The following is a 14,892-nucleotide window of genomic DNA, read 5'->3' on the forward strand; positions in this document are numbered from 1 at the left end:
TGTTCTCACCCATCATCGTATGCGGACAATCTGTCTGCTAGAATCCAGAGGGATACAAAGGCTCGAGGGCCGGGCCGCAGGTTAGGACTCACCGCTTTGACACGTGACGTGGACGGTCTGGCCGCGGCGGACGGGCTTGCCGGGAGCCACCGACTGCGCGGACACAAAACCTTGGCCGTCCGCCTCCAGGTTGAGGCCCATGGCGGCCAGGATGTTGCCGGCTTCCCGCAAAGAGGCGCCGGTCAGATCTGGCATATGCAGCGTGTCACCGCTGCCAGGCGTGTACAGGTAGACCTTGGTTCCTTTTGCCAAAGACAGCCCGGCCTGTGGCCACTGACGGGCCACCGTGCCGTTGCCGCCCACCACCTCGACATGCAGGCCTAGTTGTTCCAAGGCTGCTTTGGCCGCGGTCAAACTCTGACCCGCGACATCGGGCATCTGCACGTACTGGGTGGCATGCTGCCCAGATCCGGGCGAACTCTTGTGGTCCGATTGCCCATCCGTTCGCGGGGAGATCCGATAATACTGCATGCATTCCTTCAAAATATCCCGCGCCGCCGGCGTGGCCACCGTGCTGCCCCACTGGTTGCTGGCCGCCGTCTTCGGCCAATACAGCGTGACATAGACCTCCACCTTAGGATCCCAACCAGGCGCATAGCCGATAAAGGAAACGATGAACCGGTCCGAATAGTACTTCCCGGTCTTGGGGTCGACCGCCTGCGCCGTGCCGGTCTTGCCTGCGACATCGTACCCAGGCAGATAGCCGGCCTTGTCGATGCCCTTCGACACATCGAGCACCATAACGTGGGACACCGTCTGCGCCACACTCTCGGGAATAACGTGCGGATCGAGCACCGTTGGATGAAAAGTTTTCACGGCCTTGCCGGTGTCTGGATCGATCACTTTCTGCACGACATACGGCTTCATCAACTTCCCGCCGTTGGCCACCGCCCCGACGGCGGCCATCTGTTGTATCGGCGTCACCGCGATGCCTTGACCGAAGCCGGAGGTGGCCAATTGCAGCTTGCCGCGATCGGAATCGGAAAAGATGATGGAGTTCGCTTCCCCCGGCAAGTCAATCCCGGTCTGGTGAAGCAAGCCAAACCGGTTCATGAAGTTGAGGAGGTTGGTCCAGCCCAGCTTCAGCGCGATGGTCGCAAAGCCCACGTTGCTCGATTCCTCCATCGCCTGCTCGAAGGTGATGCGCCCCCAACCGACGCGGTTCCAGTCATAGATGGTGCGCCCGGAGACCTCCAGGTGGCCGGATTCAAAGGTGTCGTTCAGGTTGACAGCCCCGACCGTCAGCGCCGCGGCCAATACAATCACCTTGAACGTCGACCCCGGTTCAAAAGCGCTGTTGACCGCCCAATTGGACAGGGCATTGGCGCTGGCGTTCCAGTACTGGTTGGGGTCGTAGGTCGGACGACTGGCCATTCCCAGCACGGCCCCTGTGTTGGGGTTGGTGACGATGATGGCGGCGTGCTCCGGATGGTACTGTTTGACCAGTTGGTCCATCTTCTCCTCGACAAACCCCTGGATGGTTGGATCAATCGTCAACTGCAGGTTGTCCCCCGGCTTGGCCGGCTTCTCCACCTGCATGGTCCACTGCAGAGGAAAGCCGTCGCCATCCTTCGTATACCGTACCAACCCGTCGGTTCCCTTCAGCAGCCGATTGTACTGGAGTTCCAGCCCGCCTTGTCCCTGGCCATGTTGATCCACGTAACCTATCACATTGGCGGCAAACGTCCCGTTAGGATAAAAGCGCTGCTCCGTCGGGGTGAATGTGACACTCTGTGTCAGGTCCTTGCTTGACGTCCGTCCAGACTGACCCTTGGCAGAAGCGCGACCCTTTTGCGACAGGGCCTTCAGAGACGACAGCACTGCCTGGCGCTGGGTCTCCGAGACCGGGTGCGGCCAGCGCACCCAAGTGTATTTGTGGTTGTCGACAATCGCCAGCGCGTCCTTGCTCTTGACGCCCAGAGCGCGACTTAACAGCTGCGCCAGCTGCTCCCGATCACTGAAATCCTGGACGCGAATGTCCATCATGTACGCGGATACGTCGTAGGCCAGGCGGTTTCCCTGCGCATCCAAGATTTGGCCGCGGGGAGCCAACAGCTGCGTCGTCACCGTCTGCGCCTTGTCCGCCTGGGCCAGCAACCGGCCGCCAAACACGTGTTGAACAATCTGCATGCGAACGGCCACCGCACCCAGCGCCAGCAGGCACCCTGCCTGCAGCAACCAAACGCGGCGCCGGTGCCGGCTTGGACGATTCTCATTCATGGGCGGCACCGCCTATGTCACTGGCCGCCCGTGTTGCCCGAAATCTGGACGGGATCGGCGTACTTCATGTGCAGCTGATTGAGGGCAATCGACAGAATCCTGGCTGGCCGCTTCAACTCGTCCACATCCTTGGTGAGCGCCGCATTCTCCGCCTCCACCTGCCGTGCCTGCTGCTGCAGCGAACTGATGCGGTAATTGATGCGGTCAATTTGCGCGCTTTGCATCGCGATAAACCAGAGGATGCCGGCGGAGATGACGATGCACGCAAAGATGGAAATTCGGTCATAGCGGGTGAACCGGTCTCTGCGTGGTCTCGGCGTTGAAACCGCAACCTGTCGCTGCTCCCTGTGAACCTCCCGCTGCGGCGCTGCCCATGCGGCATTCGATGAACTCGCTGGCATATTTCCTCTCCTCCTCATCGACTTTGCACTCGTATATCGCACCGGAACCACCGCCTGCGCTGGCCGCAAGGGCTACGCGCGCGACCGGTACCACCGGCTCAAAACATCCACACATTGAATTCAGACCCTTTCGGCCACTCTCAACTTCGCCGAGCGCGACCTGGGGTTCTGCTTCTTTTCCCGCTCGCCGGGTTGGACGGGCTTGCGGGTAATCACCCTGGCCTTCGCTGTACGTCCGCAGCGACAAACGGGAAAATCCGGCGGGCAGATGCACCCCTCCGCCCAGCTCGCAAAGGTCCGTTTGACAATCCGGTCCTCGAGGGAATGAAAGCTGATGACCGCAATCCGCCCGCCGCTCGTCAACAATCCCAAACTCTGCTCCAAGGCGTCCCGAAGCGCCCCGAGCTCATCATTGACCGCCACACGCAGCGCCTGAAACACGCGACGCGCCGGGTGGGGCCCCGACCGCCTGGCAGCGGCCGGGATCGCCCCTTTCACAATTTCCGCCAGTTGACCCGTGCTGCGAATCGGTGCACGCTCCCGCGTGCGGACAATCGCCTGGGCAATGCGACGGGCAAACCGCTCTTCCCCGTACTCGGAGAAGATACGGGCCAGTTCCGCGGCGTCCGCCTGATTCACCAGTTCGGCGGCCGTGGGGCCGCACGCATCCGCGTCCATGCGCATGTCCAGTTCCGCATCGTGCCGGTAACTGAAGCCACGGTGCGGATCGTCAAATTGGGGAGAGGAGACGCCGAGGTCAAACAGGATGCCGTCCACGGCACCAAACCCATGTCGTCTGGCCACCTCTGCAACATGGCGAAAATTGGTGTGAACCGTGGTCATCCGTCCCGGTGCCACACCCGCTGCCCACGTCTGGGCGTGGGCCAACGCCGTACGGTCTTGGTCCAGTGCCAACAGCCGACCATCGGGAGCCGTGCGCTCGAGCAAACATCGGCTATGTCCACCGCCACCGAGCGTACAGTCGATGAACATCCCCCCCGGTTGCGGACGCAAAAGCTCCACTGTCTCTTGCAACAGCACCGTGACGTGATGAAACGGCTCAGTCGTCATCGCAGCCATCGACCCCTAAAACGAAAGATCCACAAGGTTCTCGGCAATCTCCGCAAAGGATTCCGCCGCGTTGGCGGAATACGATTGCCAAGTGGCCTGGGCCCAGATTTCGACCCGGTTCGACACGCCGAGGACAACACAATCCCGTTCCAAGCCGGCATAATCCCGCAGGGAGCCTGGAATCAGCATGCGGCCCTGCTTGTCGAGGCTGCACTCACTGGCTCCAGAAAAAAAGAACCGAACAAAGGAACGCGCATCCGCGCGGGTGAGGGGAAGGGCCTTCAACTTGCCCTCCAGAGTTTCCCACTCAGCCATGGGGTATACAAACAGGCACTTATCGAGACCACGTGTGATCACGAACGAGTTGCCCAGTTCCTCGCGAAAGCGGACGGGCACAATCATACGCCCTTTGTCATCGAGGGTATGCTGAAACTCGCCCATGAACACACCGGTCCACCACCTTTACCCCACTCTGCCCCACTTCACTCCACTTCACACCACTTAGCACATAGCTTTCGCGGTAAACGCTGATTCTCCTGCTTGGCTACGCGAGAAATTTCACTTGTCCATAAAAACGTCCATTAAAAAAGCTGAAACGGCTGGCAACCGTTTCAGCAGACAAGAAAACAGATGTATTCTGTCCAGGAGATTCGGCTCGGTTCGCAACGGCGAATCGGCAGTCCGCTCAGACGTCCAGGTCCACTTCGTACACCGTCCCCGGCTGATCGAAATCCTCCCATACAGGTAACTCGCGCAGCGCGCTCTCCCCGTGCCGACACCAGACATTGAGAACGCACAACCGCCGCTCCTGCAGGTGGCCGTCTGTCCACAGCCAGCGCTCAATGTGGCGCAGCTGCCGGACCTGTGCGTCGTGGCGCAGTTCCAGCCAGCGGCGCGCCTTAGCGCGAAACCGCTGCAGTTCCTGGGCTTCGCGCGCGGCTTGCGCCTGCGCCATCGCAGCCACCTGCTGTCCCCAATCGGAGAATTGCTCCGCCCAGGCCTGCCAGCGCTCTCGCGTTTCCGCCTCCAGGTCATGAAATGAGGCTTCCAGGCGATCCATCCCAAGACCTGCCAGGGCCTCCTGCACCAGATTCGCCGGCTCATACAGCCGCTCCCGAGGAATGCTCCACTGGCGCATGTGCCGCAGCACACTGGCCGGATACAAGGTCACCCGCTGGCGCAGAAGCAGTGGCGGCAGCACCCGTCCATGTGCCCGAAACGTTCCCCGTGCCAAAGCATGATAGGCAATCTCAGCAGCGCCCCCGATGTAGACCAACGTAGGGAGCACGGTATCCTGAACGACCGGACGCAGCAGCACATTGCTGCTGAAGCGTGTAGGCTGTTCTTGGGCCAACGCCACCCAATCGGATACGCTTCTCTGTATGCCGAGGCCGCGCACTCGCAAAACCCCGTCCTCGTCCGTCTGCTCAAGAACATAGCGCTCTCCGTTTTCCACATAGAACAACGTGGTGTTGGTCGCGTCGCGGACCACGGCAGGCGCCATGCCCAAGGCCCGTACATCGCGGTAAGCCGCGTCCAGCTCCGCCTGCACGTCTTTGTACCCGACGAGGGCCCGTTCCCAGACCGGCTTCGCCAGTTCCCGCAAGGGGGGCAGACAAGGATCAAACAACACGACTCCATGCCGGGCCGTGAATCTCGCCAACAGCCGAGCGAACCAGGTGGCCAACGACATCCCAGGTTCGAACAGGCTGCGCAGGGTGTTCAGAGCCTCGACAGTATTCGGTTCGCCAGCGAGGAATCGGTGGGCTGTAGCCAGCACCTCATCCACCGCCTCCCGCGTGAGGGGTTGGTGATACACCATTTGATGAGGGGAAACCTTTTGCCGCAACTGCAGCTTCTGGAGTTCGTCCGCACCGTCCAGGATGTAGGCGTGATTCACTTCCGCCCAATCGTGGTCCTCCGAGGCAACCCAAAACACCGGCACCACGGGACATCGCAATTCCCGTTCCAGACGGCGGGCGATGCCCACGGCGCTGAGCGCCTTGTACAAAGCAAACAGGGGACCGCCAAACAACCCCGCCTGTTGTCCTGTCACCACCGCGACGGCCTCCGGGTGCGCGAGTCTTTCCACCTGCTGCAGCGACGCCTCGGGCGCACCCAGAGCCCTATGATAAGCCCGCAGCGCGTCCACCAGTGCCCGTCGTTTTGCGGGTGAATAGTCGGCACGCACATGCCGAGCCCGTTCCCGGTATGTATGAACCGAAGTCGGATCCTGCCCATCATACAGGTGCGATACTGTCGCAAACGACGACATGTGCAGGTCCGTCAGCGGGTTGCCGCTGGCAGCCGTGCGCCGAATCCATTCCATATCCACGTATCGCTCCTTTGGCCGCGCTCAATGAATGCTTGTTGCCGTTCGCCACACTATCATATCGACTGTACTTTCTGAAGTAAAGTCAACCAAGCCTCGTAAGCAGCCGGGGTTGCTGTAGGCGCCTGCTAGGATCCGACGGACCAGTCCGCATCCGCAATCGCGCCAGCAAATTGCGCTATACTGGGAGCAGAATGACGCGAAGTGGAGGCCCAACGATGAGTCGCTTTCGGGTGAAGCCAAACTTTACCCAACCCACACCGGAGAGGAAATCGATTCGCGAATGGGAAATAGAGTTTGGTGTGTACGTGCTGGACGTCAGTCCCGACCTGTTGAACGCGAACCTGAGCGAGACCGAGTTCCGCCGCCTGTTGGCGACCCATCCCGTCTTGCAGAGGCCGCAATCGGGCGCCCGCCCAGGATTGTTCACCGGTGCGGACGCGGTGCGCACCGAAGATGCGTCCAGCCGTGCGGACGCTCCTCTGCCGCACGCACGTGAGCCCCGACCGGCCCCGGACCCTCGGATACAGAGCGTTTCGGAGGCGCCGTCAAATCCGTCCGGCAACCGCCGGCGTGCAGGCCGCCATTGGCTTTGGGCATTCATTATCGCCACCGGTCCCGCCCTGGCCGTCTGGCTGTTATCTAGGTTGTACCGTGCCTTGTTGCGCAGATTCTCCATCGCTTGGTATTGGTGGGCCTGCGTGCTGATTATGGACCTGCTCATCTTGTGGTTGTCACCGGTCTCCGCGCTGATCTCCGGCCCGTTCTTTCTCTGGTACCTGATTGCCGATGCTCTGGGGCGCGGAGTCAATCAGGCGGCGCAAGGCGTCTTGGACAGGCTGGTTCCGCTCCTTCATCGCAGCGACGTACACCCGTCCCTGCCGCCGTCGTTTGTGGAAACCATCCAACTGGCCGGAAACCCGCTCCCTGTCTACTTTTCGATTGGACAATGGATCACCAGCAGCTTGGTCCTGGCGACGGCCGTCGTGGCTGGCCGGGCGGTATGGGAACGCTTACGCTTGCCCATTCGCGAGCGCTGACCCCGCTGCGCTCCCACGGCTCGCGTGGCTTGACGAAGGTCTCGCCCATCCACGGCAACGCAAACCCCAGGGTCCAGCAGGTCGAGTGCGAGGTGGTGCTCCCAGTGGGACAAGAGTATCCGGGAGAAGGAAAACCGTTATCCGGACAGGTTGCCATTGTCACCGGTGCCAGCCGCGGCATTGGCCGCGCCATAGCCCTCAGTCTGGCCGCGGCCGGAGCGCGCGTCATCGTCAATTACCACCGGGCGCAGGCAGAAGCCGAGCACGTGGCCAGCCAGTGCCGAGCTCTGGCAGACGCGGCGCTGGCGGTTCAGGCGGATGTCGCGCACCCCAACGAGGTGTCCCGGCTGATGAGCGCAGCCACGGCGTTGGGGGCTCCCTCTATCCTCGTCAACAACGCGGGGATCGCCTGGAGTGGATTGTTTCAAGAGACTCCATGGCAAGTTTGGCAACAACTCATCGGAGTCAACCTGACAGGGGTGTACCTATGCACCCAGGCTGTCCTCCCTTATATGCTGCGTGCAGAATACGGACGCATCATCAACATCGCATCGGTGTGGGGGTTGTCGGGGGGCGCTTGTGAAGCAGCCTACTCCGCCAGCAAGGGAGGGGTTATCGCTTTGACGCGCGCCCTAGCCAAAGAACTCGGTCGCACCGGAATTACGGTGAACGCAGTCGCCCCAGGAGCTGTCGCTACAGACATGACCGCCACCCTGGATGCGCAAGACGCCACGCAGCTGCTAAACGAAATCCCTGTGGGACGCATCGGCACCCCGGAGGAAGTTGCCCACTGTGTGCGTTTTCTGGCGCTGCCGGCCTCGTCCTACCTAACCGGCCAAGTCCTCAGCCCCAACGGGGGCCTTGTAACCTAGTGCTTCCGGGCAACCGATCCCCAGGCCCGCTCGGCACACTCGCCCTGCCTCACGCGGCCACCCTTGCATTGTTTATCGGAGAATCGTTTCGTGACCGAGCCGAACGCCTGCCACAAGTTCGACACAGGTGCCGCGGAAGGAGGGGGCGGCAGTGAGAAACAACCACGGTCCTACACGGGGTCGAAAGTCCCCAGCCAAACAAACAACTCGGACAAAGCGGAGGGCGCGGCCGCTGCCGGCCGACATCCGCCAGCGGTTGCACAGAGAAGCCTCCCTGCTGGGCATGAATACCGAGGAATACCTGAATTTGCTGCTGACCCTCTCCGAAACCCTGCGCAGCGCCCTGGCCGAAGAGGACGGCATCAACGCCAAACCGTTACTGGAGCTGATGCAAAATCCGTGGTTCCGGACGATGCTGCAGTGGGCGTGTAAGTCGGCCGTGTCCATCGCCAACGGCGACGGAGAATCGAGCGAGGCGGATGAGGGTCAACGCCCGCTGCAGGCGCCGGACACATCACCACACCGCCAACCGATAAGGCCTGCCATGCCTCCGTATGCGCAGCGGCCCCGGATAGCGGACAGGCAAAGCCATGGAACTGAGCCCACTTTCCCAGGCCCGCTGCAGCCCCACTGGGAACCCCGCCCCCAGCTTCCGGGGTGGCCGCCGATGGGTTGAGCCCATCTCATTTCGCCTGTCTTGGCATCGCCTGGATGCCGAATCGGCGGATGTTCAGGTCCACCTGCACGTCGATTTGGGCGGATCGCATCTGCTGACGCCAGGGATACTGAACCACCTCTTGGTGGGTGAGAAAGTGCGTGCGGAGGCGGCGTGACAGCAGAATCGGATCAACTTGGTATTGATGGTACAACTTGTTCAGCAGCGCCTTCATCTCTTTGGCCATCGATTGGTCGAGATCCCGCTCAATCTGCAGGCTAAGTAGCGAGCGTTGTGCGGACGGCTCGACCGCACTGGTCAAATCGGCGTCCAGAGGCACAAGAAAACGTACGCGGGGCGGGTTCGTCAGCGTCAGCTGTTCGCTGGGCGACCGTTCTTTGCGCAAAAACAGACCAATCATCTGATTGGGGTGAAGCGGATCGCGGAAGTCCATTTTCGCACTGTGCAGCGATCCGTCCAATATCCGCAGATACAGCATCTCCCGCCCGTTCAAGTAGGCCATCAGTTTGTCCCCCTTGAACAGGGCGCCGCCAATCCACTCCACCGGGTTGCCGCCGGAGCGCGCCACCTGACCAGGATTGAAATCGACTTTCGTCTCCTCGATAGGCCCCCCTGCCTTGTTGCCCCCTTGACCCGTACCGCCGTCCTGGCCGCTCGACGCTTCGCTTCCGGAGGTTTGGGCCACCTGGCTGTTGACCGCGAAGACGGGTAGCAGAGGGTCCTCGTGCGGATTTTCTATGGCGACCAGAATATCCTGCAGTTGTTTGGACGGAAATAACCCATCGCGATTCGCCATGACGAACAGATTGTCGGCCAAGCGCGCCGTGGACCGCTCCAACATCAGGTTGTCATTGTTAAAAATGTCCAGAGCTCGTCCCTTGGCCACGGCGACGAACAGGGTCCGCCGAAACTCGCGAAAGCGCACCATCGGTTCCAAGGTGTCTTTCAGCCCCTCCTTGGCCAAGCTTTCGCCAAACACCACAATGCTCAAGTGGGACAGCGTAACCGTCCGTTCGATGCTCGTGTTGGCCAGGGAGAGAGCCTCGGGAATACTGTGCACGCGAAATGTCACCGGCTGCGTCCCCTTGCCCTGCTCCTTGCCGCTGCCGCCGCTACTGCTCTCGTTGCCTTGCGGCGCTGCGATTTGCAATGTCACGTCGAGCAGGCCGTTGGGGGCTCTGTCGAGCCCCACACCTGTGACAAAAGCGAGTTGCTCCAACTCCTGACGGTCAAAACACCCGGTCGAAAGGCACAGGCAACAGACTGCCAATATCCATACCCCGCACTTGCGCAGGCGGTGCATCGCTTCGGCCACCTTCCTCCACGGCCGTTAGCTTGCCTCCCAAACCCGCGTTTATACCTGGTCAAGCCGGCACGGCGGCCTTCATTCGGCCGATTCCAGACGATCCTCGTGCACACGTTCCAGATTGCCGTACTCGTCAATCCGGTACATGAACCCGTGGTCAATCGACTCGTTGTCAAACAACGTGGCCTTGCGGGCTCGTTCCACAATCTGAACGAGAGAGCGGTAATCCTCGACAATCACATCGTAGTCTCGACTCAAGCGCTGGTATTGTTCCGACAGCTTCTCGTGTTCGCGGGCCAAGCCTTCAAATTTGCTCTTCCATTCAGCCGCCTGGCGTTCGGCCGCGCGCCAGCGCGAAGCCCATTGTTGGGCAGTGTTTTTCTCCTGCCGCAAAAAGCGCAGCACCTGAGCCCAACTCATCAGCGTCGCCGTGGGGTGATCATAATCTCCTCCCTCCAGCTGCGCCTGAATCTGCTGCGACTTTCTTTCCTTGCGTTCCTCTTTGGCCCCTTCGATGGAGGGACGGTACTGCTTGCGCACCACCGCGTTCCAGCGAAACCCGCAGGCCGCAGCCGTTCGCCCCAAGCGTCGGCTGGCTTCGTTGAATCCCGCCAACTGGGTGCTGCCGTCCCGAATATGGCGAAGCACGATTTCCGCCAAAATGGCGTCGTCTTCCTGCGTCCAAGCATCCTGTCGCATCGTCCGTACACTCTGTCGCATATCCGATAGCCTCCTGAAAGCGTGCACAACTCCCTTGTCTCTTTATCCGTTATTCCCAAATAACGATAGATTTAAACAATCAAAGAGGGTCGGCACGCATCCGACCCTCGTACACACAAGACCTTTTCCTTTAGGGAATCATTTTGCGCAAGCCGCGCCGGCGGTAAATCGCGGGCTCGCGATCGTCGACCAGGCGAAATGCGGCCACGCGGCGGGAACTGGCCCACGGACGCCACCGGAGTATCCGCCACAATATGGCCGCCGCCAACACCGCCCGGCTGCGCCTGAGTGTCTCAAGCAGCGTGTAGCCAAGCGCAAGCCAGAGAAACAGTCGATAGACCGTTTTCCATGTCTGCATCTCCATCGGCCTCCCCCATTCCTCTAGGGTGACCGACTCGTCCAGGCTCAATCCATCCCTCGCGCCACGAAGGTTTTCGTCTCCAGGGTGTCCACGCACGCCCCCACCAACCGATCAATATCCAGGCCTGACTCGGCCCGCTCCGCCTCTTCTGGCCGCGGCTTGGTGCGCGGTCGCTTGGGCACAAAGATGGTGCAGCAATCCTCGTACGGGAGTATGGAGATGTCATACGTGCCGATTTGGCGCGCCCGGCGAATGATATCCACCTTGTCCTCGGTCACCAGCGGCCTGAGAATGGGCACCTTCGTCACCATGTTGATGGTCCGCAGACTTTCCAACGTTTGGCTGGCCACCTGACCCAAGCTCTCTCCGGTGCACAACGCCAATAGTCGCCTCTTGCGGGCAATCGCGTCGGCTATGCGCAGCATCATGCGGCGCATCACCGTGATACCCAGCTCTTCCGGGCAGGCCTTGCGAATGGCGGCCTGGACGTCAGTGAAGTGGACCACGTGCAGCTTCACCTCGCCACCCCAATCCGCCAGTATCTGCGCCAGGTCCTCGACCTTTTGCAGAGCGCGCTCGCTGGTAAATGGGAAACTGTGGAAATGTATGGCCTCAAGCCGCACCCCCCGCTTCATCGCCAACCACCCGGCCACAGGGCTGTCGATGCCCCCGGAGAGGAGCAGACCCACCCGCCCGCTCATGCCGACGGGAAGTCCCCCTACAGCCGGGATTTTCCGACCGTATATCAGCGCCTCTTGATCCCGAATCTCCACGTAAGCGGTGAGAGCCGGATTATGTACGTCCACTTTCCAACCGGCAGCCCGCGGCAGCACCAGCGCGCCCAGTCGTTGTGCGAGTTCCGGAGAGGTCAATGGATAGCGTTTGTTGGCCCGCTGCACTTCCAATTTAAAAGTCTTGGCCGTCTCCTGCCCCTGTTCATGCGATTGCAACAGTTCCAGCACCTGGTCCCGAATCTCTTCCAGGTCTAGGCCACACACCTGGACGGGACTCAACGAGACCAGGCCAAACACGCGCCGCAACCGCTCTATCACCGCCTCCACAGGCGCCCCGTTGAGGTCCACCGACAGCCTGGAGCCAGCGTGCCGAATCTCCACCTGCGGCCACGGCGTCAAGGCCCGCTTCATGTTATGCACCAACAGCCGTTCAAACTGGGAACGGTTCTTTCCCTTGAGCGCAATCTCGCCATAACGCGCGATAACGTGATCGACCATCATCAGGCCCAACCTTTCCTTGATGCATCCCGCACTCAGGTACCGTGCGAACCCCCGCACCCTGGGTTGCTCAGAGAATGCTGCGGAGCCAGCGTGTTTGTTCCCGGATTACGTCCAGAGCCCGGGCGACCTCCTCGGACGTCGCCCACCGGGTCAGAGAGAGGCGAATCGCTCCCTGCACCGCCTGCTCACTCATGCCCATCGCCACCAGCACATGACTCTTGATGGCATGCCCTCCTTTGCTGGAGCAAGCCGATCCGGTCGAGACAAACAAGCCTTTGGACTCCAACGCGTGCACCAGAACCTCGCCTTTCAAGCCTGGAAACGAGACGTTCACAATGTAAGGAGAGCGCTCCTGCGGAAGGTGAAGTTCACATCCAGGGATCTCCCGGAGCCCGGCAACGAGCTGCTGGTTCAACGCGGACACGTGCTCCCAAGCCGCCTGTATTCCGTCGCTCATGACTGCAACGGCGGCCGAGAAGGCCGCAATCCCCAACACGTTCTCGGTCCCGGAGCGCAGCCCAAACTCCTGGCCACCGCCGTAGACCACGGGTTCCACACGCACGCCCTCGCGCAGGTACAAGGCGCCGATTCCCTTGGGAGCGCCCAGTTTGTGGCCCGACACGGTGTATAAATCGGCCCGCGCTTCCCGCACCGGATGCGGTATTTTGCCAAACGCCTGGATCCCGTCCACATGAAAACGCACCTTCGGGTGATCCGCCAGCGCTCTGCCAATCTGTTCCACGGGCATCCGGGCGCCCGTTTCATTGTTCACGTGCATCACCGAGACCAGGACCGTGTCGTCGCGCACTGCAGCCAACACGTCTTCAGCGGCCACGCAGCCATCCGGCTGCGGCCGCACGTATGTGACTTCATATCCTTGCCTTTCCAGAGCCCGCAGGGGTTCAAGAACCGATGGATGCTCCACCGCCGTGGTGACGACATGGCGGCCGCGACCAGACAACATACGCGCGGTACCGAGCAGGGCCAGATTATTTGCCTCCGTGCCGCTGCCCGTGAAGACGACCGTCCCTCCGGCCGCCCCCATCATGCGCAATACTTGGCGGCGCGCATGAGACACAACCTCCTCCGCCTCAACACCTTTTCGGTGCAGGGAGGAGGGGTTTCCGAAGGTCGCCATGCGCTCTTTGATCACGTCCTGCACATGCGGCAAAAGCGGCGTTGTCGCCGCGTTGTCGAAGTAAAGTTCCATCCACTCCAGCCCCTTTTGCGATACACCATTCTAACACAAACACAAAAACCGGACGAGCCGCATGGGCGAGGTCAGCCCATGAACGACAGGTCCGGTGAGGTTTCCGCTGGGAAGGGGCGGGACGGAGACAGTACGGAGAAAGACCCTACCAGGCGGTTCCGGCAACGGTCCGTGGAGACCCAGCCGAGGCCCCCTCGCCAGCGGGCACGGCCACGCGTTGGGCCAGGTCCACCATCCGGCAGGCGTAACCCCATTCGTTGTCGTACCAGGCCAATAGCTTGACCTGGTGCCCACCCAGGACCATTGTCGCCGTGGCGTCGACGATGGCGGACCTCGCATCCCCATTGAAGTCTATGGAGACGAGCGGATCGTCCACAACACCCAGGACGCCCGCCAGATCATGGTCGGCGGCGTCACGCAGCGCCATGTTGACCGTCTGCGCAGAGACATCGGTGGTCAGCTGCAGCACGCAGTCCAACAGGGATACATTGGGGGTGGGCACGCGTACTGCCATGCCGTCCAAGCGCCCCTGCAGTTCAGGCAGCACGAGGCCAATGGCGCGTGCCGCCCCGGTGCTGGTGGGGATGATGGATTGTCCGCAGGCACGCGCTCGGCGCCAGTCCGAGTGCGGGTTGTCCAGATTGCGTTGGTCGTTCGTATAGGCGTGAATGGCGGTCACCAAACCGCCTTCAATCCCGAAAGCGCGGTGCAGCACCTTGGCCACTGGCGCCAGGCAGTTGGTGGTACACGACGCACCGGAGATGATGTGGTGACTCCGCGCATCGTACATATCCTCATTGACCCCAACCACAATCGTCACATCCGCGTCGTCCGGGGATTTCATCGGCGCCGTCACCACCACCTTGCGCGCCCCTTGCTCCAGGTGCAGAGCGGCTCCGTCGCGGGTCCGAAAGCGGCCAGTAGCTTCCACCACCACATCCACCTGCAGTTCCGCCCACGGCAGTTCGTATGGATTGCGAGTGCTGAAAACGTGGGTTTCGCACCCGTTCAGTGTCCACCCCGCCGCTGTTCGCTCCAGAGGCTGCGTAAAGCGGCCGTGGACTGAGTCATAACGCAGGAGATGCAGCAGCGTGTCCGCATCCGCGGTTCCGTTTACAGCCACTACCAGAATATCATCCAACTCCGCGGCCCGCCGGTAGACCATACGCCCTATCCGTCCAAAGCCATTGATGGCCATTCGGATCGCCATGTTTGTGTCACAGCTCCTTCACATCAGGCTGATAAGTCCCACCTCCTTAATGTTACGCAATCTCTCTCTTTTGATCCATACTATATTTGATATATGGGTTAATTATAATGTCACATTTATGGCGGGAGTTTACGCATATGGAGTTTTGACGAAAAAAAAGGCGCCTGCTCAGACAAGC

The 14,892-nt window shown here is 61.0% G+C and carries 14 protein-coding genes; 3 read left to right on the forward strand and 11 right to left on the reverse strand.

The genetic code is table 11. The annotated features are described in order from the left end of the window. Positions 1 to 81 precede the first annotated feature (81 nt). The 5 genes from ASH01S_RS01125 to bshC form a co-directional block, all read right to left on the reverse strand. Entirely contained in the window at positions 82 to 2,280 is a 2,199-nt protein-coding gene (locus tag ASH01S_RS01125; protein WP_067922154.1) for a penicillin-binding transpeptidase domain-containing protein, read from the reverse strand. Between the two features lie 17 nt (positions 2,281 to 2,297). Beyond that, complete coding sequence (locus ASH01S_RS01130) at positions 2,298 to 2,681, reverse strand: septum formation initiator family protein (protein ID WP_067922155.1); 384 nt, start codon at positions 2,679 to 2,681, stop codon at positions 2,298 to 2,300. Between the two features lie 120 nt (positions 2,682 to 2,801). Continuing rightward, entirely contained in the window at positions 2,802 to 3,752 is a 951-nt protein-coding gene (gene rsmH / locus ASH01S_RS01135) for a 16S rRNA (cytosine(1402)-N(4))-methyltransferase RsmH (RefSeq protein ID WP_067922157.1), read from the reverse strand. Between the two features lie 15 nt (positions 3,753 to 3,767). Beyond that, positions 3,768 to 4,199, reverse strand: coding sequence for a division/cell wall cluster transcriptional repressor MraZ (gene mraZ / locus ASH01S_RS01140; protein WP_067922159.1), 432 nt, complete (start codon positions 4,197 to 4,199; stop codon positions 3,768 to 3,770). A 238-nt stretch (positions 4,200 to 4,437) separates the two neighbouring features. Beyond that, positions 4,438 to 6,081, reverse strand: coding sequence for a bacillithiol biosynthesis cysteine-adding enzyme BshC (gene bshC / locus ASH01S_RS01145; RefSeq protein ID WP_067922161.1), 1,644 nt, complete (start codon positions 6,079 to 6,081; stop codon positions 4,438 to 4,440). A 221-nt stretch (positions 6,082 to 6,302) separates the two neighbouring features. On the opposite strand from bshC, the gene ASH01S_RS01150 reads away from it, so the two are divergent. The 3 genes from ASH01S_RS01150 to ASH01S_RS01160 all read left to right on the forward strand — a co-directional run bounded on the left by ASH01S_RS01150 (position 6,303) and on the right by ASH01S_RS01160 (position 8,672). Continuing rightward, positions 6,303 to 7,124, forward strand: coding sequence for a hypothetical protein (locus tag ASH01S_RS01150; protein ID WP_067922163.1), 822 nt, complete (start codon positions 6,303 to 6,305; stop codon positions 7,122 to 7,124). A gap of 104 nt (positions 7,125 to 7,228) precedes the next feature. Further along, positions 7,229 to 7,996 carry an elongation factor P 5-aminopentanone reductase gene (gene ymfI, locus ASH01S_RS01155; protein ID WP_245628884.1) on the forward strand — a complete coding sequence of 256 codons (768 nt, stop codon included), beginning with the start codon at positions 7,229 to 7,231 and terminating at the stop codon, positions 7,994 to 7,996. A 151-nt stretch (positions 7,997 to 8,147) separates the two neighbouring features. Further along, entirely contained in the window at positions 8,148 to 8,672 is a 525-nt protein-coding gene (locus tag ASH01S_RS01160; protein ID WP_067922165.1) for a hypothetical protein, read from the forward strand. A gap of 7 nt (positions 8,673 to 8,679) precedes the next feature. Here ASH01S_RS01160 and ASH01S_RS01165 read toward each other — a convergent pair whose 3' ends face one another. The 6 genes from ASH01S_RS01165 to gap form a co-directional block, all read right to left on the reverse strand. Beyond that, positions 8,680 to 9,975, reverse strand: coding sequence for a Ger(x)C family spore germination protein (locus ASH01S_RS01165; protein WP_067922168.1), 1,296 nt, complete (start codon positions 9,973 to 9,975; stop codon positions 8,680 to 8,682). Positions 9,976 to 10,056: 81 nt separating this feature from the next. Further along, positions 10,057 to 10,698, reverse strand: coding sequence for an RsfA family transcriptional regulator (locus ASH01S_RS01170; protein ID WP_245628885.1), 642 nt, complete (start codon positions 10,696 to 10,698; stop codon positions 10,057 to 10,059). 130 nt (positions 10,699 to 10,828) lie between these two features. Beyond that, positions 10,829 to 11,056 (reverse strand): hypothetical protein, encoded by a 228-nt coding sequence (locus tag ASH01S_RS01175; protein WP_067922172.1) that lies wholly within the window; start codon positions 11,054 to 11,056, stop codon positions 10,829 to 10,831. A 47-nt stretch (positions 11,057 to 11,103) separates the two neighbouring features. Continuing rightward, on the reverse strand, positions 11,104 to 12,294 hold the full coding sequence (gene thiI, locus ASH01S_RS01180; RefSeq protein WP_245628886.1) for a tRNA uracil 4-sulfurtransferase ThiI: 1,191 nt from the start codon (positions 12,292 to 12,294) through the stop codon (positions 11,104 to 11,106). 67 nt (positions 12,295 to 12,361) lie between these two features. After that, positions 12,362 to 13,504 carry a cysteine desulfurase family protein gene (locus ASH01S_RS01185; protein ID WP_067922175.1) on the reverse strand — a complete coding sequence of 381 codons (1,143 nt, stop codon included), beginning with the start codon at positions 13,502 to 13,504 and terminating at the stop codon, positions 12,362 to 12,364. Positions 13,505 to 13,649: 145 nt separating this feature from the next. After that, positions 13,650 to 14,714, reverse strand: a complete 1,065-nt coding sequence (gap, locus tag ASH01S_RS01190; RefSeq protein WP_067922178.1) for a type I glyceraldehyde-3-phosphate dehydrogenase — start codon at positions 14,712 to 14,714, stop codon at positions 13,650 to 13,652. Between the last annotated feature and the right edge of the window lie 178 nt (positions 14,715 to 14,892).

Source organism: Alicyclobacillus shizuokensis NBRC 103103 (assembly GCF_001552255.1).
In the GTDB taxonomy this organism is placed as follows: domain Bacteria; phylum Bacillota; class Bacilli; order Alicyclobacillales; family Alicyclobacillaceae; genus Alicyclobacillus_G; species Alicyclobacillus_G shizuokensis.

What these genes read in the sequence shown, in the direction of transcription:
- ASH01S_RS01170 (WP_245628885.1), bottom strand. Translation starts at nt 10,698, where the DNA reads ATGCGACAGAGTGTACGGACGATGCGACAGGATGCTTGGACGCAGGAA.
- ASH01S_RS01150 (WP_067922163.1), top strand. Translation starts at nt 6,303, where the DNA reads ATGAGTCGCTTTCGGGTGAAGCCAAACTTTACCCAACCCACACCGGAG.
- ASH01S_RS01125 (WP_067922154.1), bottom strand. Translation starts at nt 2,280, where the DNA reads ATGAATGAGAATCGTCCAAGCCGGCACCGGCGCCGCGTTTGGTTGCTG.
- ASH01S_RS01165 (WP_067922168.1), bottom strand. Translation starts at nt 9,975, where the DNA reads ATGCACCGCCTGCGCAAGTGCGGGGTATGGATATTGGCAGTCTGTTGC.
- ASH01S_RS01130 (WP_067922155.1), bottom strand. Translation starts at nt 2,681, where the DNA reads ATGCCAGCGAGTTCATCGAATGCCGCATGGGCAGCGCCGCAGCGGGAG.
- ASH01S_RS01185 (WP_067922175.1), bottom strand. Translation starts at nt 13,504, where the DNA reads ATGGAACTTTACTTCGACAACGCGGCGACAACGCCGCTTTTGCCGCAT.
- gap (WP_067922178.1), bottom strand. Translation starts at nt 14,714, where the DNA reads ATGGCGATCCGAATGGCCATCAATGGCTTTGGACGGATAGGGCGTATG.
- rsmH (WP_067922157.1), bottom strand. Translation starts at nt 3,752, where the DNA reads ATGACGACTGAGCCGTTTCATCACGTCACGGTGCTGTTGCAAGAGACA.
- ASH01S_RS01175 (WP_067922172.1), bottom strand. Translation starts at nt 11,056, where the DNA reads ATGCAGACATGGAAAACGGTCTATCGACTGTTTCTCTGGCTTGCGCTT.
- thiI (WP_245628886.1), bottom strand. Translation starts at nt 12,294, where the DNA reads ATGATGGTCGATCACGTTATCGCGCGTTATGGCGAGATTGCGCTCAAG.
- bshC (WP_067922161.1), bottom strand. Translation starts at nt 6,081, where the DNA reads ATGGAATGGATTCGGCGCACGGCTGCCAGCGGCAACCCGCTGACGGAC.